The following is a 25,882-nucleotide window of genomic DNA, read 5'->3' on the forward strand; positions in this document are numbered from 1 at the left end:
CAATGGCTAGATACTGCGGCTATTATCATGGGGAACGCGGGTTAAAAAATTGTAATCAAATAAAAAAGGATGCCCTAAGGCACCCTTTAATTTAACTAAGCTAATATCAAAAAATCCATCAGCTTCTATTTCAATAGCAAATAGTTAATTGCTATTTCTTTTCAGTCCACTTGTCCATCCAACGGAATACATTTTCGTACCATTGGCCTAGGTTATCCTGATTTAAGATCCAGTGGTTTTCATCTGGGAACATTAACAGTTCAGATGGAATACCTTTGCGCTGCATGTAAGTGAATGCACCTAGACCTTGACCGTATGGTACACGGAAGTCTTTTTCACCGTGGATAACCAGCATAGGTGTTTGCCAGTTTTCTACATAGTTAACTGGGTTGAACTTCTCGTACAGGTCTTTTTTCTGCTCGTAAGTGCCGCCGAACTCATGCTCGATGAACCATAGTTCTTCTGTCACATAGTACATAGAACGTAGATCGAATAGACCAGCGTGGTTGATTAGACATTTGAAGCCGTCGTTCCAGTTACCCTGGATCCAGTTCATCATGTAACCACCATATGAACCACCTAATGCACAGGCATTGTTGGCATCTAACCAAGGCTGTTGCTTGGTCACTGCATCCATACCTTTTTGCAAGTCAACGAGTGGCTTACCGCCCCAGTCTTCGCTAATTGAGTCAGTAAATGCTTGGCCATAACCAGTAGAACCGTGGAAATCGACCATAACCACACCATAACCCGCACCTGACCATAGCTGAGCGTTCCAGCGACCAGAGAATGAGTTACCGAATGAACCTTGTGGACCACCATGAACTAGGTAAGCGATTGGATACTTTTTACCTTCTTCATAGTTGTATGGTTTGATCCAGTAGCCGTGTACTTTCTCGTCATTCCAGCCTTTAAAGCTAAACTGCTCAAACTCACCGAACTTAATCTTGCTAAGTTTATCTTGGTTTACTTGAGTTAAACGAGTTAGATGCTCACCTTCATGGTTAACTGTATAAAGGTCACCCGGCTCAACTAAAGAGCGCTTGTTGAAGATCAGCTTGTCTTCAGTTGCTGCAATTAGGCTGTTGCTACCATCGTTGTAGATTGGGCGCACGTCACCAAATTGAGTGTTAACTTCAAAGATGCTGACTTGACCTACATCTTGCGCAGTGACATATAGCTTGCGGCCATCTTTACTGAACATCAGTGAGTGTGGGCTGCGATCCCAAAGTGGCGCGACTTCTTTTTCCTGACCTGTGACATTATCACGCAGCATGATGCGGAAACGGTCTGCTTCAAAACCTGGTTTGCTCATCGCAAGATATGCAAGGTAACGACCGTCAGCCGAGAACGTTGGGTGTGCATCCCAGGCTTTGTTAGCTTCAGTTAGGTTAACGGCTTCACCGCCTGTTACGGGCACTTGCCATAGGTCATAGTTTGTTGTCCAAGCTTGGGTATTGCTTGGTGCTTTTGCCGTGTAAACAATGTGCTTGCCATCTGGGGTGAAAGTTACTTCTTCCATGCCAGAGAACGGCTTAGGCGGCGTTTCTGTATCGCGGCCTTGAGTCACGTTTACCGCATCTTTGATGGTTTTACCGTTAAGGCTTGCTACAAAGATATGGTTGCGAGCATGGTCTTCCCAGGTGTCCCAGTGGCGCACCATTAGCTGCTTGTATTCACGGCCTGTGGTTTTAGCATCAGCTACTTGTTGCTTCTTTTCTACTGTGCAAGCTAGGTCTTTACACTCTGGGAATACGCGCATGTTCAAAGCGACTTGTTTACCGTCTGCCGATAACACATAACCTTGAATATCTAGCGGTAAGTCAGAGATAACCTGTGCTTCGCCGCCGGTCAGCGACATATTGAATAGCTGGCTGCTTCCGGTGCGATTTGCTAGGAAGTATATCGACTTGTCATCTGGCGCGAATTTCACATCGTGCTCAGTGCCTTTTACTGAAGTTAGCTGCTTAGGCTTAGCGTTTTTGTCGCTTAGGTCTAACTGGTATAGATCTGAGCTTGCTTTACCGTCGGCATCAATCAGTTTTACAGCATAAACAAGGGTGTTACCGTCGTTTGATACTGCTGCGCTGTGAAGTTTGTTTAGGTTAGATAGGTCTTGTACCGTGAAGGCACGCTGGTCAGCGGCAACTGCACTGCTCATCATACCTGCTGCAGCTAGGGCGATGAATATAGAAGATGTTTTCATTGTTATTGGGTCTCGATTTTTCGATTGTTACCAAAGCCTTTTTATCAAGACTACGACCCACATCTGCATGCTTTATGAGTCGGCTTGAAACCAGCTTAAGCGCGGCTTTGGTTTGTTATTTATGCTTGAACTTTGTTTAAAAGTGCTAGCAGACTAGCGAAAGCAAAACGCCTAAGCAACTGCTTTTGTTTAAAGCAGCGGCTTAAGCGTTAAATTGTGAGCAAAACGTGCGCTAATGTTTGCCTAACGGCTTAGGCTAATACGAAAAAGTAGTTTTTATGCCTGACATTAGCGCAGCTATTTACTTTTAGGCTTTCGCATCAGCTATATTCACTTTCCAAATCGCAGGGCCTGTATCGTGTGCATTCACGCCCTGGCTATCTACCGCAACGGTCACTGGCATGTCTTTGACTTCAAACTCGTAAATCGCTTCCATGCCTAAGTCTTCAAACGCGACTACGCGAGACTTCTTAATGGCTTTAGAAACCAGATAAGCTGCGCCGCCAACGGCCATCAAGTAAACCGCTTTGTGCTTTTTAATCGACTCAACGGTTTGTGGGCCGCGCTCAGATTTACCAATCATGCCCATTAGGCCAGTTTTCTCTAGCATTAGGTCAGTGAACTTATCCATACGGGTTGCTGTAGTTGGGCCTGCAGGGCCAACTACTTCATCACCAACTGGATCAACTGGGCCTACGTAGTAAATGAACTTACCAGTAAAGTCGACGCCTTCTGGTAAACCTTCGCCTGACTCAATTAGCGTTTGAATACGTTTATGAGCAGCGTCACGGCCTGTTAGCATTTTACCGTTGAGCAATAAGGTGTCACCGCTTTTCCATTTTTCAATGTCAGCTTGAGTGACATTATCAAGGTCAACACGGTGAGTGTTCTCACCCGCTTCACGAGTAATTTCTGGCCAGTCTTCCAGTGCAGGCGGCGCTATATCCGCTGGGCCATTGCCATCTAGATGGAAGTGTACATGACGAGTTGCCGCGCAATTTGGGATCATCACAACTGGCTTAGATGCCGCGTGAGTTGGCGCTGACTTGATTTTGATATCCAGCACTGTGGTTAAACCGCCAAGACCTTGGGCACCGATACCTAAGTCGTTACAACGATTAAAGATATCCAAACGCAGCTTTTCTTCTGCTGTTTCTGCGCCTTTATCTAACAGCTCATGGATATCAACAGGGTCCATTAATGACTCTTTTGCCATTACCGCGGCTTTTTCAGCCGTGCCGCCGATACCTATGCCTAACATACCTGGTGGACACCAGCCTGCGCCCATGGTTGGCAAGGTTTTCTCGACCCAAGCTGCGATATCGTCAGACGGGTTTAGCATGACCATTTTAGATTTGTTTTCAGAGCCACCGCCTTTTGCTGCAATCGCAACTTCAACGTGACTGCCTGGCACCATATCAATATGCACTACTGATGGGGTGTTATCTCGGGTGTTTTTACGCGCACCAGCAGGGTCTGCCACAATGGATGCACGCAGCGGGTTATCAGGATTAGTGTAAGCACGGCGAACGCCTTCATCCACCATTTGCTGCACTGTCATGTCCGTTTTGTCCCACTGCACATTCATACCAATCTTAACGAACGTGGTTACGATACCTGTGTCTTGACACAATGGACGTTTACCTTCGGCTGACATGCGCGAGTTAATCAAGATTTGCGCAATGGCATCCTTTGCAGCTGGGCTTTCCTCTTTAAGGTAAGCCTCGTGCATGGCATCAACGAAATCTTTAGGGTGATAGTAGGAGATGTACTGTAGTGAGTCAGCAATGCTTTCAATAAAGTCAGCCTGCTTAATAACAACAGCTTGAGATGTTTCACTAGTGGACATATTGGTGCGCTCCAGCAGCCTTTTATGGCTTAGTTTATTTATCGTTGTTTTAAATCAAACTATTGGGAATATGGTCGAAAAGCTTACCGATACAGTTTTTTATCTTGTTTGTTGATAAAAGCGGCAGGCGTCAACCACAAGCCCTAATCCTTTTGTGAGCAATATGATACTCTTTCCATCCTTTTTGGGCTACATCACATTTTAGATAAGGGTTATCGATGTCTGCGCGATCAAATCACACTCTGGCAATTCGCGAATTGGATTGGCAATTAGACACTAAAACTGTGTTTGGTTTGTTTGCAGCTAAGCCCTGGTCGATGTTATTAGACTCAGGCTTTTCTGATCATATCGATGCCCGCTACGACATTATCGCTATCGACCCAATCGCGACACTTACCGCAAATAGCGGCAGCGCGGCAGATAGTTACAGTAATCAATTTACTGCCTTATCTGATGTCATTGCTTATGAACTGGCTGATGCCATTAAGCAGCAAACTCAAAGCTGCAATGCTTTTGATGCCTTGGATGTGGTAAAACAGCAGCTGTACCCAAAATCGAGCGACACTCACCTGCCCTTTAGCAGCGGCGCGTTAGGTGCATTTAACTATGACCTAGGTCGTCAGCTTGAAAAACTGCCAGCCACTGCCGCTGATGATATTTCACTGCCTGCAATGAATGTTGGCTTTTATGACTTTGTATTGCTGTTTGATTATGCCAATAGCCAATGGCTTGCATGTCACTATCAGGGCGAAACTGCGCTTGAGCAAAAGCTTGCTGAAATTGAACAGCTAATTACTGCGGCTGAATCCAATAGCGACAGTTTTACTCACTCCTTAGTTAATAAAGCCGAATTCAAGCTTTATAAAGGTTGGCAAACACAAATCAGCCGTGATGAATATCTGGCTAAGTTTGATCAAGTGCAGGAGTATTTACTCAGTGGCGACTGTTATCAAATTAACTTAACTCAGCGCTTTGAAGCAAAATACCAAGGTGATGAGTGGCAAGCTTACTGCACACTTACCGCTGCAAACAAAGCGCCATTTTCAGCGTTTATGCGCCTACCTGAGCACTGCATTTTATCTATTTCGCCAGAGCGCTTTATTCAGGTTAATCAACACCAAATTCAAACTAAGCCGATTAAAGGCACGCTTCCTCGCGGCGCAACACCTGAGCAAGATGCCCTACTTGCCGCGCAGTTAAAGCTGTCTGAGAAAGATCGCGCTGAGAATTTAATGATTGTTGATTTGCTGCGTAATGATGTTAGCCGCGTTGCCGCGCCTGGCAGTGTTGCTGTACCTAAGCTATTTGATGTTGAGAGCTTTCCCGCTGTGCACCATTTGGTAAGCACAGTGACTGCCACCATAGACAAAGGTAAAAGCTGCGTGGATGTGCTTAAAGCCACCTTCCCCGGCGGCTCAATTACTGGCGCGCCTAAAATCCGCGCCATGGAAATTATTGAAGAGTTAGAACCGTCACGCCGCTCTATGTATTGCGGCAGTATCGGTTACATCAGTCAAGACAATAAAATGGATACTAGCATCACCATTCGCACCCTAGTAACTGACAAGCAAAACATCTATTGCTGGGCTGGCGGCGGGATTGTTGCCGACTCAAAAGGCGATGCGGAGTATCAGGAATCATTCGATAAAGTCAGCAAGATTTTGCCAGTGCTAGATAATGGCACTTTGTAGCAAATATCAATCAGACAAGGTCACTACTCAACCAGCTTTGCTTCGACATAAACGCAGGTAAAGTGCCACCTTATGAAAAAGGTAGCTTTGTGTGAACTCCCTACAAGAGAGCCTAGTTTCACCTATAAATCTGAGTTGCAACAACATCTAAAGCCATTGAAAACATGGATGTTTTCGTTGAGCCCACACGGAGGTGTTCACGGCGTGCTTTAAATGTTATTGCAACGTGAGGTAATTATTTAGGCTACCAGAACTGGTAATCAACAGAATTTACAGGCAAAGCCTTACTGAACGATAACCACCTCCGACTAAATCAGGTGATTTAGGGCTGACAACACTTATGCCGCTTATTTACCGTCAGTTACTGCGACAGCAACCACTACAGTAAACCAAGCGGCATTTTTTAGTCTAACTAGCCGTCAGTTATATCTCTACATGCTTTTGCACTTTACCAAAGTCAGCGAGGATGGCGTAAGCGCAAGGGATGATAAATAGCACCATCATGGTCGAGGCGAAAATACCAAATACGATGGATACCACCAACGGCTGAACCACTTGTGCTTGCAAGCTGGTTTCGAGCAGTAGCGGCAATAAACCCGCAGCTGTGGTTAATGAGGTTAAGAACACGGCTCTAAAACGCTCGCGACTGGCACTCACCACCGCTTGATGAACATCTTCACCTTCATCGACATGATGGCGAATGTACTGCACTAGCAAGATAGAGTCATTGACCACAATACCTGCCAATGAGATAAAGCCCATCACTGACGGCATCGACATATTGTGCCCCAGTAACAAGTGCCCCCACAACACACCAATCAATGACAATGGTATAGCCAGCATCACAATAAATGGCTCAAGGTAACTTCTAAACTGGAAGCTTAAAATAGCAAACAGTCCGAATAACCCAACGATAAAGCCATTCATTAATGACGTGCCCGTCTTTGAGGTTTCTTTAGCTGAGCCTTCAAAATCAACGCGAATGTTAGGGTATTGCTGTTTGATCATTGGCACCCATTCACTGCGTATTTTGGCATTGGCCTCTGTGCTGTTAGCAATACGGTTATCAACATCTGCCATCACGGTAACCGTCCGCAAGCCGTTAATACGCTGAATACGCACGTATGAGCGTTGATACTCAAGTAAGGCTACTGACGATAGTGGCAGCTGATCGCCATTACTTAAGATAATTGGGAAGTTAGCTAAACCCTGTAAGTCTCCTGCTTGCTCGCGATTAAGGCGCACGTCTATCTCAATGTTTTCAGGCCCAACCTGAATTTCATCAGCGGTTTGTCCAAAATAGGCGCTGCGTAGCTGTGACGCTACCATTTGCCCATCAATACCGTACGCTTCCGCGCCGGGTCGCAAACTGACTTTGACTTCTTCTTTACCTGGGCGCATGTCATCCATAATGCCGTTAATACCATTAAACTCGCTTAGGTATGATTGCAGCGACACAGACGCAGCTTTCAGCTCGGTTAAGTCATCACCTTGAATGCGAAGCTCAATATCACGACCAGCTGGTCCCATTGACGGCTGCTTAAATACCACGGCAATTGGCATTGCCATTTCACCGCTTTGCTCGCGCCACGCGTAGATAAAGTCATCAATTTTGGTTTCGCGAATTTCAGCTGACAATAAATCTAGCCTCACCGTTGCAACATGTGGACCTTTCTCGCCTGCATCAGCATTAAAGTTAAATTGACTGGTGATGTCTTCAATCAGCGGACTGTCTTCATTCTGGTCAGTAAATTTATCGCCTGTGACTTTTGCTGCTGCAACCACGCGGTCAACGATAGCTTGGGTTTGCGACAAGGTAGAACCCGGCGGCAATAAAACACGCGCCTCAGCAATATCACCGTCTAGCTCTGGGAATGGTACAAACTTAAGCGCACCACTGGTGAGCAATGAAAACGATAGCAACAACATACCTAAAGTGACGCCGACACTGGCATAGCGCCAACGTACTACCCAGGTAACAGCATTGACTAACTTGGTGTCACGAAAACGCTTAAACTCTGCCATAAATCGCTGCTTAAAGCGCGCAAACACATTGTTGTGCACCACGTCATCATTTTGATGCTTTAGCGAATGGTGTAAGTGATTTGGCAAGATGATAAATGCTTCAATCAGGCTGATAGATAACACCATGATCAGCACAATCGGAATTTGTGACAGTACGGCGCCCATTTGACCATCAAGCCCAAGTAGCGAGCTGAAAATCAACACTGTGGTAATAAAGGATGACGCAACGCCTGGCGCAACTTTCTTAACCCCTTCAACCACTGCTGTATCGATATCAAGGCCACGATCAACATGGGAAGCGATAGATTCTGAAATCACAATCGCGTCATCCATCATGATGCCGATAGCCATAAGCAAACCAACCAAGCTCATAATGTTGATCGACACGCCAAAGAGGCTCATTAGGTACAGGCCACCTAAGAATGCCACCGGCAAACCCGCTGAAACCCAGAATGAGTAACGTAAGCTAAAGAACAGCCACATACTGAAGAACACCAATACAATCCCTTGCCAACCATTAGTTAGCATCATGTTGAGGCGATCTTTTACCAGAGATGACATGTCATTAGTCATGGTTAGCGTGACACCATCTGGCGCGAGATGACGCTCTTTTTCGATAAACTCGATGACCTTGTCTTTTACGTTCAGCGCATCTTCTGCTTTATTCTTCTGAATTTTAATCAGTGCAGCAGGTTTGCCATTAAATAACGCGTGCTCTTCATCTAGCTCAAAGCGATCGGTGATGGTGGCGATATCACCTAGACGCACCACACTGCCGTCATTATTTGATGCCACAATCAGCTGGGCTAAAGTACCTGGCGTCATCTTGCGCTCATCAAAACGAATAAGCAGATTTTTGTCAGCCAGTTCAATGTTACCCGCTGGTAGCTTTACGTTTTGCCTGCCCACTTTGTCAGCGATTTCACCTGCCGACAGCCCTAAGCGGCGCATGTCTACTTCGTTAAGCTCAATGCGCAGTTGATGATCGCTAAAGCCAGTAATGGTGACTAAATCAAGCCCGGCATCAATCTTTAAGCGGCGCTTTACATCTTCTGCATAGTGCTTTAAATCAGGCCAACTGGTTTCGGCAACCAATGCGATATCGACCACAGGATCAGCCCAATCTAACTCTTTCACAATCGGTGATTCGATTTCTGTAGGGAAGTTTTTCACCGCATTGATTTGAGTTTGTACGTCAATCAAGAAGCGCCCCATATCGGCACCGGAAGCTAGCTTAAGCTTCATGGTTGCGATGCCTTCTTGGGCGTCACAAGTTACTTCTTCAATATTGGCAAGCCCATCAACAGCATCTTCCATACTCAAACAGATGCTCTCTTCCACTTCGACTGGCGACGCGCCTGGGTAAACTACAGAAGCTGTTACATAAGGCGGTGCAAACTCAGGGAAGGTTTCACGCTTGATTGTGCCTACATGCAGCAAACCCAGTAGTAAAAATGCCATCATCAATAAGTTGGCTAGGGTTGGATGCCTAGTTACATACGCAATCACTATTCAGCCCCCTTGTTAGCATCAACCACACGTAGCTTCATGCCCTCAATCGCAGGGATTAAGTCATTCACCACCAACTGTTCACCCGCCGTTACATCACCTCGCACTGCGACGCCGCCTTCATGACGAAATAGCACCTCAACTGGCACAATTTTTAAAGTGCTATCCGCTTGCATTACATACAAGTTGTTAGTGTGAATAGCCTGCTCTGGCACACTAAAGTGCTTAGCGGCTTTGCCTTCAATACGCGCTTTGACAAACATGCCTTTGGTTAGTGGCGGGCGCTCTAACAAATTAAGCTTGTTGTAATCTTGCTCGACTTCTAAATACACACCAATAGTGCCTTGGTTAGCATTAACGGTTTCTGCCACACGAGTGACCTTAGCTGGCCAACTAAACTGATTATTACCCGCTTGAAATTGCACTTCGCCATTAAGCTCAAAGCGATCAATTGATGGCATCGCGCCATTGTCGCTAGCTTTTGCAAATCGCTGTGCATGCTCTGGCATTGCCGCTTCAAGGGACGTTGCCAACACGCGCATATTTTGCAGTGACATTTCGGCTTTGATTTCCGAGCTACCAAGCTGATGGGCAACCAACATAACCTGACCAATACTCACCACTTGATTCAGCTCGATGTTCACGTCTGACAAACGCGCATCAAATGGCAGCACCACTTGAGTTTGTGCTAGTCGGCGCTCGGCATCTTGCACCTTGGCAAGGTCGACTTGTTTTTGCGCCTCGGTGACTTTTTTGTCATCAGGCCAAGTATCGAGTGAGTTTTGAATATTTTCTAAGGCGTTTTGCTGCGCCAGTAAAGCTTGCTTTTGACTTTCAAGCTCTGAGCTAGACACAAGATTGCGCTTTTTAAGTGTTTGTTTACGCTGATACTCTTGCTCGACTAACTTAAGTTTTTGCTGCTCAATATCAAAGTTAGTTTTAAGGCTTTCAAGTTGTTGATCCAGTTTTACTAACTGCGCCTCAGTTGAGTTAAGTGACGCTTTGGCCTGAGCAAGGTTTAGCTCATACTCAAGCGGGTCAATCTCTAATAGCTTGGTGCCTTTTGCCAATGTGCGCCCAGTTTCTAACTGTGGATGACGATAAATGACTTTGCCGCCGACTTCTGACAACGCCTGCCAAACATGTTTTGGCGACACGCGGCCAAAGCCTTCTATCACCGGCGCAACATCAACCTGCTCAAGGGTAAATACTTCGACAACACGCGAGTTATCAAAGCCATCAACCTTATCCGGCCCAGGCTTTAACACCACTGACAACACCAAGGCTGCGGCTCCAATGCCAATTCCAGGCAAAATTAATCGTTTATTGGTGTTCATTGCTTGTTTCCTTGGTTACATCTGGGTTGACTTGGGCTTTAAACAAGCCTTGGGTGAGTAATTGATTATTTTGCTTGGCATGCTCGGTTAAAAACTCTGGCGTTATTTGGATCCCCAACGAGTCGAGCATGATTTTTGGCGCTAGAAATGGGAATACCATTAACGAGAAAAAGCTTAATTGAGCTGATGGAACATTAACGTCATCTTGCAGTGCACCTTGTTTCTTTAAACTATCAAAAATCAGGTTTCGTTGAGTCTTTGCTATGTTATTTGCTACCTCTGCTATCTCAGGGAAATCGTTCGACTCATGAGCCATACTAAGTAAGCGGTGCATCAAGCGTGGAAATTTAGGATTTTTAGCCATTACCTGATAGTAAGTGTTCATCAAGTCATGCAACGAGCCGACTTTTGGTGCTTCGCTAATTGATTTTATCTGGGCAAGTACAGGTGCGGATGTCTCTTTTATCATGGTGATAAATAACGCATCTTTCGCGCCAAAATAGTAGCGAATAAGCCCAGGATCTGAACCTGCTAGCTCTGCAATATCACGCATAGTGACCTTGCTGTATTCTTTATCAATAAATAGCTCACGAGCTGCAGCGATAATCTTGTCGCGATTATCTTGTTTACCTGTTGGCCTGCCTACTTTACGGGGATGTTTGTCATCTAATTGCATTTAATCGCCGTCATTTTGATTAATTCCTCAACTGTGGAATTAAGTGTAGTTGATAGCAAAGCGCATTGGCAGCAGATTAATTCTCGAATTTGCGCTAAATCAGGAATTACAAAATTAAACTAACTCTGATAGCTTAAAATACTGGGTTTACGGCACACCTCTTAACCAGCACATTTACAAAGAAAAAGGTATTCAACACTAAAATATGGATAGGCATAGCTTTCGCACGCGGTTTAAATTGCATCAACTCAACCATGATATTCCGTCTATTTTCACTGGCAGAGAGTCATTGCAAGCAGCGGTACTCATTCCATTGATTGAAATTGAGTCACAGCTAAACCTAATTCTGACCCAAAGACCTATGCACCTTCGTCACCATCCAGGACAAATCAGTTTTCCCGGTGGAAAGGTTGAACAGGTTGACAGCAACCTAGTTGCTACAGCGCTCAGAGAAGCGGATGAAGAGATAGGCTTAAAAGCAGATAACGTTGAAGTATTGGGAGCGTTTCCATCTCATCACACCATGACAGGTTTTGAAGTAACGCCGGTTATTGGCATGGTTAAACAACCTTTTTCCATGAAGATAGATAGTAATGAAGTAGCAGATTGCTTTACTGCGCCGCTGAGTTATTTCATCGACAATAATAATCGTCACACTGTTGATTTTCAGCGCAAAGGCACCACACACAAGGTGCATGTTATGCCCTATCAAGATAAGTTTATTTGGGGTATTACTGCGGCGGTAATCAACATGTTGTGCCAGCATATCAGCGATAGCTAAAACTGGAGTTAACGATCAAAGTTCTCGCTACACCACGTAACGTATATACAAGCCTGCCGCTAGCGACACCACAAACAACAGGGGGATATTGACCCAAAAGCCGATCCGCGTTGTAGTCTTTGCGTAAAAATTTACCAGCAGATTAACCAGACTAATCGCAGCACACGCCCATATTAAGTATTCGAGCTGAATGGTTAAGTCTGGGTCCCAGTGCAAACGCACCTCAACGCCTTTACTGCGAAAATATCCCACAGCTTTGTCTGGTCTTGCTTCACCAAAAATAATCAAGGCGTAAATAGCAATGCTCCAGGATAACACCGAGAGCACGGTTAAAATGGTTTGGAAAACGGCAAGTCTTTTCATGGCACCTTTGTCAATTTGCAAAGTTACAACCGCTAGTATGTTGCGGCAGATTCTGATTAAGTACTGATACACGCTTAAAAAATCAGCTAAAGCGATTCAGACTTTTAGGTAAAATAACGATTTCGGCTGATATAACAGCAAATTTGTTACAGATAATAAAAAAGTCATTCAATTATCACCCTAGAATAGCGTTTTCAGCTTGAGAAAAGCCACCATAAAGGTAAGATAAACGCCAAATATTTTTTACAATCGTTAGATGGAGAGTAGCGCAGTAATGACAATTGCAACTGTCGCAGCTGTATTTAACGGCGAGCACGCCGTTGGTACACAAGTCACTGTACGTGGCTGGGTAAGAACACGTCGAGATTCTAAAGCAGGTATCTCATTTTTAGCCGTATATGATGGTTCAAGTTTTGATCCTATTCAGGGCGTCGTGCCTAATACCTTGTCTAATTACAATGACGAAGTGTTAAAGCTGACAGCTGGCTGCTCTGTGATCATGACAGGTGAAGTAGTTGAGTCTCCAGGTGCCGGTCAAGCATTTGAGCTGCAAGTGACTAACGTTGAAGTTGTTGGCTTGGTTGAAGATCCTGATACCTACCCAATGGCAGCAAAGCGTCACTCAATCGAGTACCTACGTGAAGTAGCTCACCTACGCCCGCGTACCAACTTAATTGGTGCCGTAGCACGTGTACGCAACTGTCTATCGCAAGCTATCCACCGCTTCTATAACGAAGAAGGTTATGTTTGGGTATCTGCGCCGCTTATCACCGCTTCTGATGCAGAAGGTGCAGGTGAAATGTTCCGCGTATCAACGCTGGATATGGAAAACCTACCGCGCACAGACAAAGGCGATGTTGATTTCGCTGAAGACTTCTTCGGTAAAGAAACCTTCCTAACGGTTTCTGGCCAGCTTAACGCTGAAGCTTACGCTTGTGCGCTGTCTAAGGTTTACACCTTTGGCCCAACTTTCCGCGCTGAAAACTCAAACACCAGCCGTCACTTAGCTGAGTTTTGGATGGTAGAGCCTGAGGTTGCATTTGCCGATCTTGACGATGCTGCTGAGCTTGCTGAAAAAATGCTGAAGTACTGCTTCAATGCTGTGCTTGAAGAGCGCCGTGATGACTTAGAATTCTTCGCTAAGCGTGTTGAGAAAACTGCTATTGAGCGCTTAGAAGCATTCGTAAGCAGTGACTTTGCCCAAGTTGATTACACTGATGCAATCGACATTCTAAAAGCATCTGGCAAGAAGTTTGAGTTTGATGTTGAATGGGGTATCGACCTATCGTCTGAGCACGAACGCTTCCTAGCTGAAGAGCACTTTAAAGCGCCAGTCGTTGTCAAGAACTACCCGAAAGACATTAAAGCTTTCTACATGCGTTTGAACGACGACGGCAAAACCGTTGCTGCAATGGACGTACTGGCTCCAGGCATTGGTGAAATCATCGGTGGCGCACAACGTGAAGAGCGTTTAGACGTGCTAGATGAGCGCATGCGCGCAATGAACATCGACCCAGAGCACATGAACTGGTATCGCGACTTACGCCGCTACGGCACTGTGCCACACGCTGGTTTCGGTCTTGGTTTTGAGCGTCTAGTGTCTTACGTGACTGGCGTTGCTAACATTCGTGACGTGATCCCATTCCCACGTGCACCTAAGTCAGCAAACTTCTAAGCTTGAATGACTTTTTAAGCTGAAATGGCTTTGTGTTTTAGCTGATTGCTAAAAACACTAGAAATAACAAAACGCGCCTACTTGTTAAGTGGCGCGTTTTTTATTGTGTATCTATTAAAGGGTTTTCAAGTAACTGACTTAAACTGAATGAGTTTTTCTATCTGCACTTGGTGAATTTTCCTAGTTAATCCAACGACTCAGGTGATACCAAACTCACTACGTGGTATTCTGCGCCAGCTGTAAATTTAATTCATTCGTAAAAGGACTTAGCATAAATGAATCGAAGCATACTGGGCTTATTAGCATTACTGACTTTTTTCACATCTAGCGCACTTGCTGCTGATGACTGCCCAACTCACCAACGTAAATCAAAGATACTCTCATCTACAACTCAACAAAAAATTACCAGAGCTATAGATCTACAAAGAAATCACCGTGTAGAGGAAGCTATCAATGCGTTACAAAGTATCGACACTAAACATGATTTCGAAAAAGCGACTATTGGATATTACCTAGGGACAATGCTTACGAAGCTTGGAAAAGATGAGCAAGCCATAATTCAGTTTACTGATGCGATTAACTTAAATGCGCTCGATGGAAAGATGCATGCGAGTGCACTCAAGACTTCTGGAGATCTGCTAGCAAAAACTCACCAACATGAGGACGCTGTAACTGCATATAATGAGTGGAAATCGTTTACCTGCACGGATACCGCTATTGAAGTTGATTCACAATTGGCGAAGTCCCATGCAGAACTAGAACAGTGGTCTTTAACACTACTTTATGCACGAAAAGTACTATCAATAGCCCCTTCAAATGCAAGGATGAAGTTATTGAATAAGAAAGCTGAAATGATGATTTCAAATATAAGCCCACAGGTGTTGGACACGATTAACGCATTAGACGCCGCACAAAATCAACATAGCCACTTAAAATCCATTTACCGTGCAGAGCCTGTTTATCCAATATCTGCTGCAAGACAAGGAATAGAGGGCTGGGTAACGATGAGCTTCAATGTAAACACATCTGGAAATGTCGAAAACGTGGTTGTTATCGAACAAGACGAAAGTGGTTTATTCGAACAAAGCGCAATTGAAGCGTTAAAAAAATGGCGTTATAGACCAAAGCACATCAATGGAAATCCGGTAGCAAGTAAAGACCTTACCGTAGAGCTCGCATTTACCATCAAAGCGCAATAGCGCCTAGGCAGCAGGCCTTTGAATATTAAAACTGATATAAACTAAATATACCAAAAACGGCTCATACACATATTGTATGAGCCGTTTATTACTCAATAGCTTAATTGCCAACACCAAGCAAATCTAACTTTCCAAAATCATCTTATCTCTAAGCATTGCCACTTCATCACGTAGTGCTGCTGCTTGCTCAAACTCGAGGTTTTTAGCGTGTTCCAGCATTTGTTTTTCGAGTTGTTGGATCTGCTTATTGATATCAACGGTGCTGTCGTAGTTAACCTCAGGCTCTGCCACTTTGGCGAGGCCTTTGCCACGTTTCGCTTTACCTGTTGGTCTAGCATCACCAATGTCCATTACATCGGTAATACTCTTCACCACACCTTTAGGCACAATGCCATTATCAAGGTTAAACTGATGCTGCTTAGCACGGCGACGCTCGGTTTCTTTCATCGCCTTGTCCATGGATTTTGTGACAGTATCAGCGTACAAGATCACCTTACCATTGACGTTACGAGCGGCGCGGCCGATGGTCTGAATAAGCGAGCGCTCTGAGCGTAAAAAGCCTTCTTTGTCAGCATCGAGAATACACACCAGCGACACTTCTGGCATGTCTAACCCCTCACGCAGCAAGTTAATACCGACCAGCACGTCAAACTCACCAAGGCGCAGATCGCGAATGATCTCCACCCTTTCCACGGTATCAATATCGGAGTGAAGGTAGCGCACTCGCACGCCGTGCTCATCAAGGTACTCAGTTAAATCCTCTGCCATGCGTTTCGTTAATGTGGTGACCAGCACCCTTTCATTTAACGCGATACGCTTGTTGGCCTCAGACAGCAAGTCGTCGACCTGAATTGCCACCGGGCGCACCTCAAGCTCTGGGTCAAGCAAGCCTGTTGGGCGCACTACCTGCTCAGCAATTTCATCATCACTTTTTTCAAGTTCATAGTTGCTTGGTGTTGCCGATACGAAAATCGTTTGCGGCATTAAGTTTTCGAACTCTTCAAACTTGAGCGGGCGGTTATCAAGCGCGGATGGCAGCCTAAAACCATACTCGACTAGTGTGGTTTTACGGCTGCGGTCACCTTTATACATGGCACCAATTTGTGGCACAGTGACATGAGACTCATCGATAATCAGCAAACCATCAGCTGGCAAGTAATCAAGTAAGGTTGGCGGTCCGTCGCCCGCTGGTCGCCCAGATAGATAGCGTGAGTAGTTCTCAATACCTGAGCAGTAACCAAGCTCCACCATCATTTCAACGTCGTATTGAACCCGCTCAGTAATGCGTTGGGCTTCAATAAGCTTGTTATTATCCAGTAGTTCCTGACGGCGTACGCGAAGCTCTTCTTTAATCTCTTCGGTTGCGGCAAGAATTTTTTCGCGCGGAGTCACATAGTGCGTTTTCGGGTAAACAGTGGTGCGAGCTATGCGCTTGGTAATTTGCCCAGTTAAAGGGTCAAACTCGCTTAATCTTTCAATTTCATCATCAAAAAGCTCAACGCGAATCGCGTCTCTATCTGAATCAGCTGGGAATATATCAATCACCTCTCCGCGTACACGGTAGGTACCACGCTGCAGGTCAATATCGTTGCGGGTGTACTGCATTTCACTCAGGCGCTTTAAAATATCACGCTGCCCCATAAAGTCGCCCTGACGCAAGTGCAATAACATCTTCATGTAAGAGTCAGGATCGCCAAGACCATAGATAGCTGAAACAGACGCAATCAACACGACATCTTTACGCTCCAGTAGGGCTTTCGTTGCCGACAGGCGCATTTGCTCAATGTGATCGTTAACTGATGCATCTTTCTCAATAAAAGTGTTTGATGCTGGTACGTAGGCTTCTGGTTGATAGTAGTCATAATAAGAAACAAAATACTCAACAGCATTATTAGGGAAGAACTCTTTCATCTCTCCATATAGCTGAGCTGCCAGGGTTTTATTGGGAGCCATAATAATGGTCGGACGCCCCATTTCTTTAATAACATTAGCAACCGTATAGGTTTTACCAGAGCCAGTTACCCCAAGCAGAGTTTGGTGCGCAATGCCTGACTCTAAACCATCAACCAGCTGCTTTATCGCGGTTGGCTGATCGCCTGCAGGCTCAAATTTGGAAGCAAGTGAAAAAATCGATTCTGACACGTGTTAATCCTTATAAATGGCAGCCCATTATCATACTCCGAATATTGCTTAAGGTGTATGGCAAACTCATGGCTTTTCTGCTGAATTTTGATGCGCTACTTTGTACGCCAAATGAGTTTAAATAGGATGAAAATTGCTTGGATACGCAACCAGGTTAGCTGATCATTTTACGATCACTTGATTCGACGAAATTTGACTGTTGCGATCTCCTAGCGGCAGATTATGACAGTTTGAATAACGAAATATGAAACTTATCTACGTTAAGCTAAAGTTCTCTCCTAAGCTTAAAAAGCGAGCAAAAATCAACGCTGAAAGCAAATTTAATGCACAATTTTGAATTATTTTTGATTACATTTTCCCGTAGTTAACTACATCAAACATAAAAAGCGCTTGATTTTTATAAACCACTGATAATAAACGCTTTAAATAATGGTTAAAAAAATAGACCATTTTAAGTCCAAGCCCCATTTTACGGGTATTTGCAGCCAATTTTTAGGCTTAACTCACAGGCTTATCCACAGAAATAGTGGATAAGTCAATTAAACCCAGTTTTGCCGTGCTTTAGCGCCCCTTTGTAAGATATCTGCCAAATGAATGACACACTGAAAGTTTTTTACATTTGAAAGTAGCTCTTACAATCCACAAACTTTAATTGCGCTATTACTAATATTTAACCCTAGTAATTCATTGCAATCCCACCAACAAAATTTTATTCAGCTCATTCTAGTTTTGTGCAGCTCTTTGGTTAACAGATCAAAGTTCAGTAGACCTGAGATTGGAGTACTCTAGTTTGGCACCAACAAGCAAACCTAAACTCTACTTGGCTGCTCTCAACTCTTTAACAAATAGCCGCGAACTGGTCCCCTATAGCTTAGGCATATATAAGCACTACTAGCTAAGCTGCTATTTTTAATATTAACAGCCATTCTCGACCACTTGGCAAAATCAAAGTCATGCTTACTAACCCTTAAAACTTAACTAGTCATGTTGTTGCCGCGCATTCAAACAGACCTTGACGCTCTGCCGGACAGAATTTTGCCAAAAGGTTAAAAGTTAACCTCCCATCCACATACTTGTACGTACTTATGCGTTGATAAATGCAATAAATAGCTGTTTGAGAAAAAGAGTTTCGTAAATAAATCATAGCGCTACTGCCTGCTCTGACAGCATTAGCGCTTATATCTCGCACATGATGCGCATTACATAACCAATTAGATGCAGATGTTCATTTTTTTTAATATGCGAGTTGACTCAAGGGCTGCAGCGTTTTACTATGCGCTCCGTTCTCAGCAATACATTGCTAAGCGCTTCCCCTGTAGTTCAGTTGGTAGAACGGCGGACTGTTAATCCGTATGTCACTGGTTCGAGTCCAGTCTGGGGAGCCAATCAATGTGTGTTGTGATATAAATGTGTTATTCCCCTGTAGTTCAGTTGGTAGAACGGCGGACTGTTAATCCGTATGTCACTGGTTCGAGTCCAGTCTGGGGAGCCAATACATTTAGCAAGTGTTTATGTTATTCCCCTGTAGTTCAGTTGGTAGAACGGCGGACTGTTAATCCGTATGTCACTGGTTCGAGTCCAGTCTGGGGAGCCAACATAATCCGATATTTAAGTATTCCCCTGTAGTTCAGTTGGTAGAACGGCGGACTGTTAATCCGTATGTCACTGGTTCAAGTCCAGTCTGGGGAGCCACTTAAATCTCAATTTGATTCAATTCCCCTGTAGTTCAGTTGGTAGAACGGCGGACTGTTAATCCGTATGTCACTGGTTCGAGTCCAGTCTGGGGAGCCAATCAAATCTCAATTTCTTCGATTCCCCTGTAGTTCAGTTGGTAGAACGGCGGACTGTTAATCCGTATGTCACTGGTTCGAGTCCAGTCTGGGGAGCCACTCTCTTCCTGTGTTTATTTTCCTTATTTTCTTCTAGCAGTAAGCTAAATCCATCTGTTATTTAGTCTATCGATGAATTTATTCAACCCACGGCAATGCTAAACAGGCGCTCTAACTAACTAATTTTTATAAAAAATTACGTTATGAGTTATAGGCATATTGTCTTAAAAAACGATTCATAGTCTAAGTTAATTGTTTGCAACACGGTGTTTTGTTTTTAACTGCTATAACCATAAGTGCTAGTGAAATTCTTCCTATAAGTCTGCTAATATAGTTTAATATTTCTGATATTTTTCAACGATGTCTCGTGAATAGTAGTTAAAAGTCACAATGACATTAGCTCATCGAATAATTGACGATTAACCAATGCTTCAGGAACCGAACGCTTTATGGGCATATCAAAATCATTTCAGCTAACCTTGCTGATCACTTTTGGTTTGATGCTGTACATCATATATCACACCGAAAACATGGAAGTACAAAATCAAGGTCAGGTCGCGCGTGCTCAATTTCAAACTGACATTAAGCAATACAAGCCTTGGGTTGGAGATGGCGAAGACTTGTATAAAAAACTGTCTGAGCAATATTCGTTTCAGTTTTTCCAGTATGTTCACAAAACTGACAGCGACTACAACTATACTTTCGGCTCTCTTGCTCGTCCTGATGACGATTTTGCTAGCAAGGTGTTCGACATCCAGCTCGGTCATGCAGAGGAGCTAGGTGATGGTCGCATTCAAGTGCGTTTAAGTACCTCAAGTGTTATTTCGCCAAGTTTTGCCGATCTAGAGCAAGCTGCCCATATTATTATTCTAAGTTACCTCATCTTGATGTTGGTGTTCGCCATTTTGATTCGCGTGCACATGCGCCGTATTAAGTACGCTGCAGAATACATCAGTAACATCCCTAACCTGTCATTCCAGGCTGTGGAACGCTCGCGCTTTCCTGGTGTACTTCGCCCTATAGGTAATGCGTTAGATAGCTGCCGCTCACAATTGAAAGACAGCTTGAGTAAAGTTCATGCTGAAAACGACAAGCTAACAAAAGCTGCCTACCAAGACCCAATTACCGGTTTTTCAACGCGTAGCCGCTTTATTAAATATTTAGATAAAGTGCAAAAGGCAAAAGATAAACAAATCGGTATCATGGCAATCACTAAAGCTGCCGAGCTGGCCAATATTAACCAATTACATGGCCGCGCTGCCGGTGATGATTACCTTGCAAAAATTGCGACTTGTATGCGTAAAGCTGCCGCTAATGTCGGTAAAAGTGAATGCTATCGCTTATCAAGTGGTGACTTTGCTATCTTCTTTGAGGGCTTAACCCTAAAAGAAGGTGAGAAATACCTCGATAATCTGCGTGGTCAGCTTGATGAATATGCAAGCTCTGCCGCGATGGACTCTGTTGCTCATACCGGTATGGTGCCTTATGAGAACCAATGCGACCCATCGAAATTAGTGTCACTAGCAGATGCAGCTGTGAGTATTGCGCAAACATTAGGCCCGAACCGTTACCATCAACTAGAGAAGTTTACTGGTAATGAACAGCAAGGTACTGACCATTGGAAAACCACCATTGCTCAGCTTATCCAAAATCAAAGCATGAGCTTTTTCCAACAGCCGATTCAGCCTTGTCATAACGACAGTGAAATCTATCGTGAACTACTCGCGCGCTTTTACAACGCAGAAGGCGATCACTTGCCAACCTCTACCGTTATCGCCATGTCTGAGCGTCATACATGTAATCTCGAACTGGACAAGATGATTGTCACCAATGCCATTAGACTGCTGAGTGAGAACCCAAGTTTGTCTGGTATTTTCGGCGTTAATATTAGTGCGAGTACCGCTATGCAAGATCAGTTCTGCTTATGGCTGAAAGACGTACTTGGTCGTCAGCGTAATATAGCATCGCGTTTGGTATTTGAAATTAACGAATCTGGCATGCAGTCAAATCTGCAAGCCAGTCACAACTTCGTCAACGAGGTGCATAAAGTTGGCTCTAAAGTCGCCATTGAGCGCTTTGGTCTTGGGTTTACTTCATTTAAGTTCTTTAGAGAAGTTCGTCCAGACTTTATCAAGCTTGATAGCAGTTACAGTAACGCCATTGAGCAAGACAATAACAATAAGTTTTTCGTACGCATGATTGTTGATATTGCTAAACGATTGAGCATTCAAGTAATTGCGTGTGGTGTTGAACGCCAAGATGAGAAACTCACTCTTGAAAAGCTACTTGTTGATGGTCTGCAAGGCTACTACATCGCTCAGCCAGAAAAGGTCAAAAAAGGCTGATTCAGCTGGATATTTCCCTTACAGAGTAAATTTTCGAACAAGGTTAAGTTATACCCAAGCAACTTCAATATACAGGGTTCAGAGCCTCTCATTAGGTTCAGTTCGAGGCGAAAAGTCGACGTAATGGCATTCCCTTTCTAGGCTTTGCAACAAAGAAATGGACCTAATGAGTGGCTCCCAAAGGGCGAGTTTGATTGGCTGTCATGCTTTGTTGCAGATTTTCAACGTAGAACAACTATGTATCAAATCAGCGCCGCGCCTGAAAGCCAATCAATTCTCGCTGAACATGCATCTTGAGGTTGTTTGGGTATATATTGCTTTAACCTTGTTTTTTATCCGTTGTTTCTTAACGCTAAAACTAAGATAATAGCTGGATTGATTTTGGCTATCTAACAACATAATGACCGAATACCTCTTATTATTAATCGGTACTGTACTGGTTAATAACTTTGTATTAGTTAAGTTTCTCGGACTTTGCCCGTTTATGGGCGTTTCAAGCAAGCTTGCCTCCGCGATTGGTATGTCGATGGCAACCACCTTTGTGCTTACCCTCGCCTCAATTTTAAGCTACTTAACCAATAAATTCTTATTACAGCCGTTTGACCTGCAATACCTAAGAACCATGAGCTTTATTTTGGTCATCGCGGTAGTGGTGCAATTTACCGAAATGATGGTACAAAAAACCAGTGCATCACTACACCGTACCTTAGGTATCTACTTGCCGCTTATTACCACAAACTGCGCAGTGTTAGGTGTAGCACTACTTAACGTTAATGAAGACCATAACTTCTTGCAATCTGCTGTTTACGGCTTTGGCGCAGCAGCTGGCTTCTCATTAGTGCTTATTCTATTTTCAGCCATGCGTGAGCGCCTTGCTGCTGCAGATGTGCCACTGCCATTTAAAGGCGGCGCAATTGCGATGATCACAGCAGGCCTAATGTCACTTGCCTTTATGGGCTTTGCGGGGCTAGTGAAGTAATGCTTTCAAGTATTTTAATTGCCATTGGTGTATTAACCGCTGTCGCACTGGTATTTGGCATCATGCTCGGTTTTGCTGCCGAAAAGTTCAAAGTTGAGGGCAACCCTGTTATCGACCAAGCCGAAGCACTGCTGCCACAAACACAATGTGGTCAATGTGGTTACCCTGGGTGTCGCCCTTATGCAGAAGCCATAGCCAACGGCGATGCGATTAACAAATGTCCTCCAGGCGGCACAGCCACCATGGAGAAACTCGCTGAGTTAATGGGTGTTGACCCACAACCAATGGATGAGGTGGTTGCCGACAATGTCAAAAAAGTCGCCTACATTCGTGAAGACGAGTGTATTGGCTGTACCAAGTGTATTCAGGCATGTCCTGTCGATGCCATTTTAGGTTCAGGCAAGTTGATGCACACTGTCATCACCAAAGATTGCACGGGTTGTGATTTATGTGTTGAGCCCTGCCCGGTTGATTGCATCGACATGATCCCAGTAAAAACCAACCTACAAAACTGGGATTGGAAGTTGAATCAGCAAACCATTGAAGTCATTTCGGCCGAGAAGTATGAGGAAAAGCGGTGCTAACTTTATTAGAACAATTAGATAAAGGAACACTGTGGCACTCACCTGGTGGCATTCACCCACCTGAGTTAAAACAGTCGTCAAACACTACGCCTATCGCGCGACTGCCGCTTGCACCAGAGTACATAGTCCCGATTCCTCAGGTTGGTGATTTAGCGGTATTGACCGCACAAAAAGGTGACCATGTATTAAAAGGTCAAATGCTCACCCAAGGCAAAGGCTTCAGTTACCTGCCAGTTCATGCACCTACCTCAGGTACAGTTAAGGCAATTGAACCACGAGTAAGCAATCATGCCTCTGGCCTACCCGTATTAAGCCTAGTAATTGAGCCTGATGGTGAAGATACCTGGGCGAAGCTAACACCTGCCAAGCTTGATGAGCTATCAAACCAAGCGATTATCGACAAGGTTAAAGACGCGGGTATTGCCGGTATGGGCGGCGCGGCGTTCCCGAGCCATATTAAGCTCAACCCAGCCAGTGAAATTGATTTAGTTATCATCAATGGTGTGGAATGTGAGCCGTTTATTACCTCAGATGATCGCCTTATGCGCGAGCACGCCGCAGAGATTATCTCTGGCGTTGAAGTCATCAATAAATTGCTAACGCCAAAGCGCATTGTTATCGCCATAGAAGACAACAAGCCAGAAGCAATTCAAGCAATGGAGCAAGCCGTTGCTCAATGCCCTATTGCTAAAGGTTTGATGCGCGTCACCGTTATTCCAACTAAATACCCATCTGGCGGTGAAAAACAGCTCATTCAAATCATCACTGGCCAAGAAGTGCCAAGTGGTGCAATCCCAGCACAATTAGGCATCGTGGTACATAACGTCGGTACTGCTTTTGCCATTCAAGACGCAGTGCTTAACGGCAAACCCCTTATTGAGCGTGTTGTGACACTAACTGGCGATCAAGTCGCGCATCAAGGCAACTACTGGCTTCCTATCGGCACGCCAATTAAGCATGCCTTGCAGCAATGCCAGTTTAGCGCTCAGACTCAGCAAAAGTTAATCATTGGCGGCCCTATGATGGGGTACGCAATCAGCGAATTGCAGGTGCCGGTACTTAAAGGGACAAACTGCGTACTCGCGCCAAGCAATAATCAAATTGCACAAGACAGTCCAGAGCAAGCTTGTATTCGCTGCGGTGAATGCGCTGTAGCCTGCCCTGCGCTGCTACTACCTCAGCAACTATTTTGGCATTCAAAAGCTGAAGAGTATGACAAAGCCGCCAGCTTTAACTTACAAGATTGTATAGAGTGTGGCTGTTGTAGCTACGTATGCCCAAGCGATATACCACTGGTCGAGTATTACCGTATTGCCAAATCTGCGCTGCGCAATGCTGCAGAAGAAAAACGCCAAGCTGAAGCGGCTAAGCACAGATTTGAAGCCAGGCTGAAACGCTTAGAAGATGAAAAACTTGCCCGTGAAGCTAAAGCGAAAGCTGCAGCTGACAAACGCAAGAAAGCCATGTCAGGCTCAGATAAAGACGCTGTAGCCGAGGCGATGGCGCGCATTGCAGCTAAAAAGAAAGCCGCAGAGCAATCAGCGCAGTCTGCGGCAGAGACTAGTACATCAGAGACTAACATTTCCGCCAACGACAATAAGTCAGCAGCGGTAAGTGCTGCTATCGCCAGAGCTAAGGCGAAAAAAACCAAACTTGCTCAGCAAGCAAGTGGCACAGGTGAAGCGTCTCAAAGCGCAGAGTCCGACGCACAAGCAAATCAAGAACTAGAGTCAAAGCAAGATCGCGTTGCTGCAGCGATTGCTCGCGCCAAAGCCAAGAAAGCACAGCAAGCCAAAGAAGCTGATAAAGCAAGTGAGCAACAAGCTGAAGCTGCAAGTCCGCCGGTTTCAGAAGAGCTTGATCCACAAAAAGCCAGAGTGGCCGCAGCTATCGCACGTGCTAAAGCGAAAAAAGCTGCACAACTCACTGTTAAAACTCAAGCAGGTGAAGCTCAAGCGGGCCAATCTCAAGCGAATAACGCACCAACGGCTCACGCTGACGCGCCGTCTGATGAGCAAAGCACAGATACAAGCGTAACTGATCGCAACACCACTGATGACCAAAGTGCGCAAGACAGTAAGAAAGCACGTATTGCAGCTGCAGTTGCCAAAGCAAAAGCCAAGAAGGCAGCGCAAAACTCGGCAGAATCGACAGACAGCAAGCAAGCTACAGAGACGACAACAGAGAAGACGAGCACTGATGCTGAATTAGCCGCCAATAACGACGGTCAAGATGACAAAAAAGCGCGTATCGCTGCAGCAGTAGCTAAAGCCAAAGCAAAGAAAATGGCTCAACAAGCACCCTCAGCCAGCGAGCCCGATGACTCTCAGGCTGAAGATGGTGCTAGTGAAGCTGATACTGAAGCTAAGCAAGATACTGTTGCTGATGCATCTGTATCAGCCCCTGTAGATAGTGCAGCAGAGCAAAAGCAAGCGCGAATTGCCGCCGCAGTAGCTAAGGCTAAAGCCAAAAAAGCGGCTAAAGAGACTAAACAATCAGATGAACCGGCAACAAGTGAAGCATCAAAGCAGAATCAACATGATGACGAGGCGCAGCGCAGCGATACACAAGCTCAAGCTGTGACGCCAACATCTGCCCCACTAACAGCTGAAGAACAAAAGAAAGCACGAATTGCTGCTGCCGTTGCCAAGGCAAAGGCCAAAAAGTTAGCTAAGCAGCAAGAGGAATAATC

The 25,882-nt window shown here is 44.9% G+C and carries 15 protein-coding genes and 6 tRNA genes; 14 read left to right on the forward strand and 7 right to left on the reverse strand.

The window, feature by feature from the left end; genetic code table 11:
• Window positions 1-151: 151 nt before the first annotated feature.
• The gene (locus EXU30_RS01595; RefSeq protein WP_130597512.1) at window positions 152-2,206 is read right to left on the reverse strand and encodes a dipeptidyl-peptidase 5; all 2,055 of its coding nucleotides are present in this window, start codon (window positions 2,204-2,206) and stop codon (window positions 152-154) included.
• 307 nt (window positions 2,207-2,513) lie between these two features.
• The gene (locus EXU30_RS01600) at window positions 2,514-4,055 is read right to left on the reverse strand and encodes a fumarate hydratase (protein ID WP_130597513.1); all 1,542 of its coding nucleotides are present in this window, start codon (window positions 4,053-4,055) and stop codon (window positions 2,514-2,516) included.
• A 218-nt stretch (window positions 4,056-4,273) separates the two neighbouring features.
• Between EXU30_RS01600 and pabB the strand changes: the two genes are divergently transcribed.
• Window positions 4,274-5,746 (forward strand): aminodeoxychorismate synthase component I, encoded by a 1,473-nt coding sequence (pabB, locus tag EXU30_RS01605; RefSeq protein ID WP_130597514.1) that lies wholly within the window; start codon window positions 4,274-4,276, stop codon window positions 5,744-5,746.
• Window positions 5,747-6,169: 423 nt separating this feature from the next.
• On the opposite strand, the gene EXU30_RS01610 is transcribed toward pabB, so the two are convergent.
• The 3 genes from EXU30_RS01610 to EXU30_RS01620 are packed head-to-tail and all read right to left on the reverse strand — an operon-like array spanning window position 6,170 to window position 11,293.
• Entirely contained in the window at window positions 6,170-9,280 is a 3,111-nt protein-coding gene (locus tag EXU30_RS01610) for an efflux RND transporter permease subunit (RefSeq protein ID WP_130597515.1), read from the reverse strand.
• Complete coding sequence (locus tag EXU30_RS01615; protein ID WP_130597516.1) at window positions 9,280-10,617, reverse strand: efflux RND transporter periplasmic adaptor subunit; 1,338 nt, start codon at window positions 10,615-10,617, stop codon at window positions 9,280-9,282. Before EXU30_RS01615 ends, EXU30_RS01610 begins: the two co-directional genes overlap by 1 nt.
• A complete protein-coding gene (locus EXU30_RS01620; protein WP_130597517.1) occupies window positions 10,604-11,293 on the reverse strand; it encodes a TetR/AcrR family transcriptional regulator in 690 nt (229 codons plus the stop codon). Before EXU30_RS01620 ends, EXU30_RS01615 begins: the two co-directional genes overlap by 14 nt.
• A gap of 205 nt (window positions 11,294-11,498) precedes the next feature.
• Between EXU30_RS01620 and EXU30_RS01625 the strand changes: the two genes are divergently transcribed.
• The gene (locus tag EXU30_RS01625) at window positions 11,499-12,074 is read left to right on the forward strand and encodes a CoA pyrophosphatase (RefSeq protein WP_130597518.1); all 576 of its coding nucleotides are present in this window, start codon (window positions 11,499-11,501) and stop codon (window positions 12,072-12,074) included.
• Window positions 12,075-12,101: 27 nt separating this feature from the next.
• On the opposite strand, the gene EXU30_RS01630 is transcribed toward EXU30_RS01625, so the two are convergent.
• A complete protein-coding gene (locus tag EXU30_RS01630; RefSeq protein WP_130597519.1) occupies window positions 12,102-12,437 on the reverse strand; it encodes a hypothetical protein in 336 nt (111 codons plus the stop codon).
• 274 nt (window positions 12,438-12,711) lie between these two features.
• On the opposite strand from EXU30_RS01630, the gene asnS reads away from it, so the two are divergent.
• Window positions 12,712-14,112 carry an asparagine--tRNA ligase gene (gene asnS / locus EXU30_RS01635; protein ID WP_130597520.1) on the forward strand — a complete coding sequence of 467 codons (1,401 nt, stop codon included), beginning with the start codon at window positions 12,712-12,714 and terminating at the stop codon, window positions 14,110-14,112.
• A 275-nt stretch (window positions 14,113-14,387) separates the two neighbouring features.
• On the forward strand, window positions 14,388-15,311 hold the full coding sequence (locus tag EXU30_RS01640) for an energy transducer TonB (RefSeq protein ID WP_130597521.1): 924 nt from the start codon (window positions 14,388-14,390) through the stop codon (window positions 15,309-15,311).
• 123 nt (window positions 15,312-15,434) lie between these two features.
• On the opposite strand, the gene uvrB is transcribed toward EXU30_RS01640, so the two are convergent.
• A complete protein-coding gene (gene uvrB / locus EXU30_RS01645; protein ID WP_130597522.1) occupies window positions 15,435-17,453 on the reverse strand; it encodes an excinuclease ABC subunit UvrB in 2,019 nt (672 codons plus the stop codon).
• 1,309 nt (window positions 17,454-18,762) lie between these two features.
• Here uvrB and EXU30_RS01650 point away from each other — a divergent pair.
• The 10 genes from EXU30_RS01650 (at window position 18,763) to rsxC (ending at window position 25,880) form a co-directional block, all read left to right on the forward strand.
• Window positions 18,763-18,838: transfer RNA gene (locus tag EXU30_RS01650), tRNA-Asn, on the forward strand.
• 31 nt (window positions 18,839-18,869) lie between these two features.
• Window positions 18,870-18,945, forward strand: a tRNA-Asn gene (locus EXU30_RS01655).
• 26 nt (window positions 18,946-18,971) lie between these two features.
• A tRNA-Asn gene (locus EXU30_RS01660) sits at window positions 18,972-19,047 on the forward strand.
• 22 nt (window positions 19,048-19,069) lie between these two features.
• Window positions 19,070-19,145 (forward strand) — tRNA-Asn (locus EXU30_RS01665).
• 23 nt (window positions 19,146-19,168) lie between these two features.
• Window positions 19,169-19,244: transfer RNA gene (locus EXU30_RS01670), tRNA-Asn, on the forward strand.
• Window positions 19,245-19,266: 22 nt separating this feature from the next.
• Window positions 19,267-19,342 (forward strand) — tRNA-Asn (locus tag EXU30_RS01675).
• 389 nt (window positions 19,343-19,731) lie between these two features.
• A complete protein-coding gene (locus EXU30_RS01680; protein ID WP_130597523.1) occupies window positions 19,732-21,627 on the forward strand; it encodes an EAL domain-containing protein in 1,896 nt (631 codons plus the stop codon).
• A gap of 400 nt (window positions 21,628-22,027) precedes the next feature.
• The gene (gene rsxA / locus EXU30_RS01685) at window positions 22,028-22,606 is read left to right on the forward strand and encodes an electron transport complex subunit RsxA (protein ID WP_130597524.1); all 579 of its coding nucleotides are present in this window, start codon (window positions 22,028-22,030) and stop codon (window positions 22,604-22,606) included.
• Window positions 22,606-23,190, forward strand: a complete 585-nt coding sequence (gene rsxB / locus EXU30_RS01690) for an electron transport complex subunit RsxB (RefSeq protein ID WP_130597525.1) — start codon at window positions 22,606-22,608, stop codon at window positions 23,188-23,190. The genes rsxA and rsxB overlap by 1 nt, the downstream gene beginning before the upstream one ends.
• Window positions 23,184-25,880: an electron transport complex subunit RsxC gene (gene rsxC, locus EXU30_RS01695; protein ID WP_130597526.1), complete on the forward strand. Its 2,697-nt coding sequence runs from the start codon at window positions 23,184-23,186 to the stop codon at window positions 25,878-25,880. Before rsxB ends, rsxC begins: the two co-directional genes overlap by 7 nt.
• Window positions 25,881-25,882: the final 2 nt, after the last annotated feature.

The sequence above is a fragment of the Shewanella maritima genome, from assembly GCF_004295345.1.
GTDB classification, from domain to species: domain Bacteria; phylum Pseudomonadota; class Gammaproteobacteria; order Enterobacterales; family Shewanellaceae; genus Shewanella; species Shewanella maritima.

Excerpts from the sequence above, each read along its gene's own strand:
- EXU30_RS01595 (WP_130597512.1), bottom strand. The coding sequence starts at position 2,206 with ATGAAAACATCTTCTATATTCATCGCCCTAGCTGCAGCAGGTATGATG.
- EXU30_RS01600 (WP_130597513.1), bottom strand. The coding sequence starts at position 4,055 with ATGTCCACTAGTGAAACATCTCAAGCTGTTGTTATTAAGCAGGCTGAC.
- pabB (WP_130597514.1), top strand. The coding sequence starts at position 4,274 with ATGTCTGCGCGATCAAATCACACTCTGGCAATTCGCGAATTGGATTGG.
- EXU30_RS01615 (WP_130597516.1), bottom strand. The coding sequence starts at position 10,617 with ATGAACACCAATAAACGATTAATTTTGCCTGGAATTGGCATTGGAGCC.
- EXU30_RS01620 (WP_130597517.1), bottom strand. The coding sequence starts at position 11,293 with ATGCAATTAGATGACAAACATCCCCGTAAAGTAGGCAGGCCAACAGGT.
- EXU30_RS01625 (WP_130597518.1), top strand. The coding sequence starts at position 11,499 with ATGGATAGGCATAGCTTTCGCACGCGGTTTAAATTGCATCAACTCAAC.
- EXU30_RS01630 (WP_130597519.1), bottom strand. The coding sequence starts at position 12,437 with ATGAAAAGACTTGCCGTTTTCCAAACCATTTTAACCGTGCTCTCGGTG.
- asnS (WP_130597520.1), top strand. The coding sequence starts at position 12,712 with ATGACAATTGCAACTGTCGCAGCTGTATTTAACGGCGAGCACGCCGTT.
- EXU30_RS01640 (WP_130597521.1), top strand. The coding sequence starts at position 14,388 with ATGAATCGAAGCATACTGGGCTTATTAGCATTACTGACTTTTTTCACA.
- EXU30_RS01680 (WP_130597523.1), top strand. The coding sequence starts at position 19,732 with ATGGGCATATCAAAATCATTTCAGCTAACCTTGCTGATCACTTTTGGT.
- rsxA (WP_130597524.1), top strand. The coding sequence starts at position 22,028 with ATGACCGAATACCTCTTATTATTAATCGGTACTGTACTGGTTAATAAC.
- rsxB (WP_130597525.1), top strand. The coding sequence starts at position 22,606 with ATGCTTTCAAGTATTTTAATTGCCATTGGTGTATTAACCGCTGTCGCA.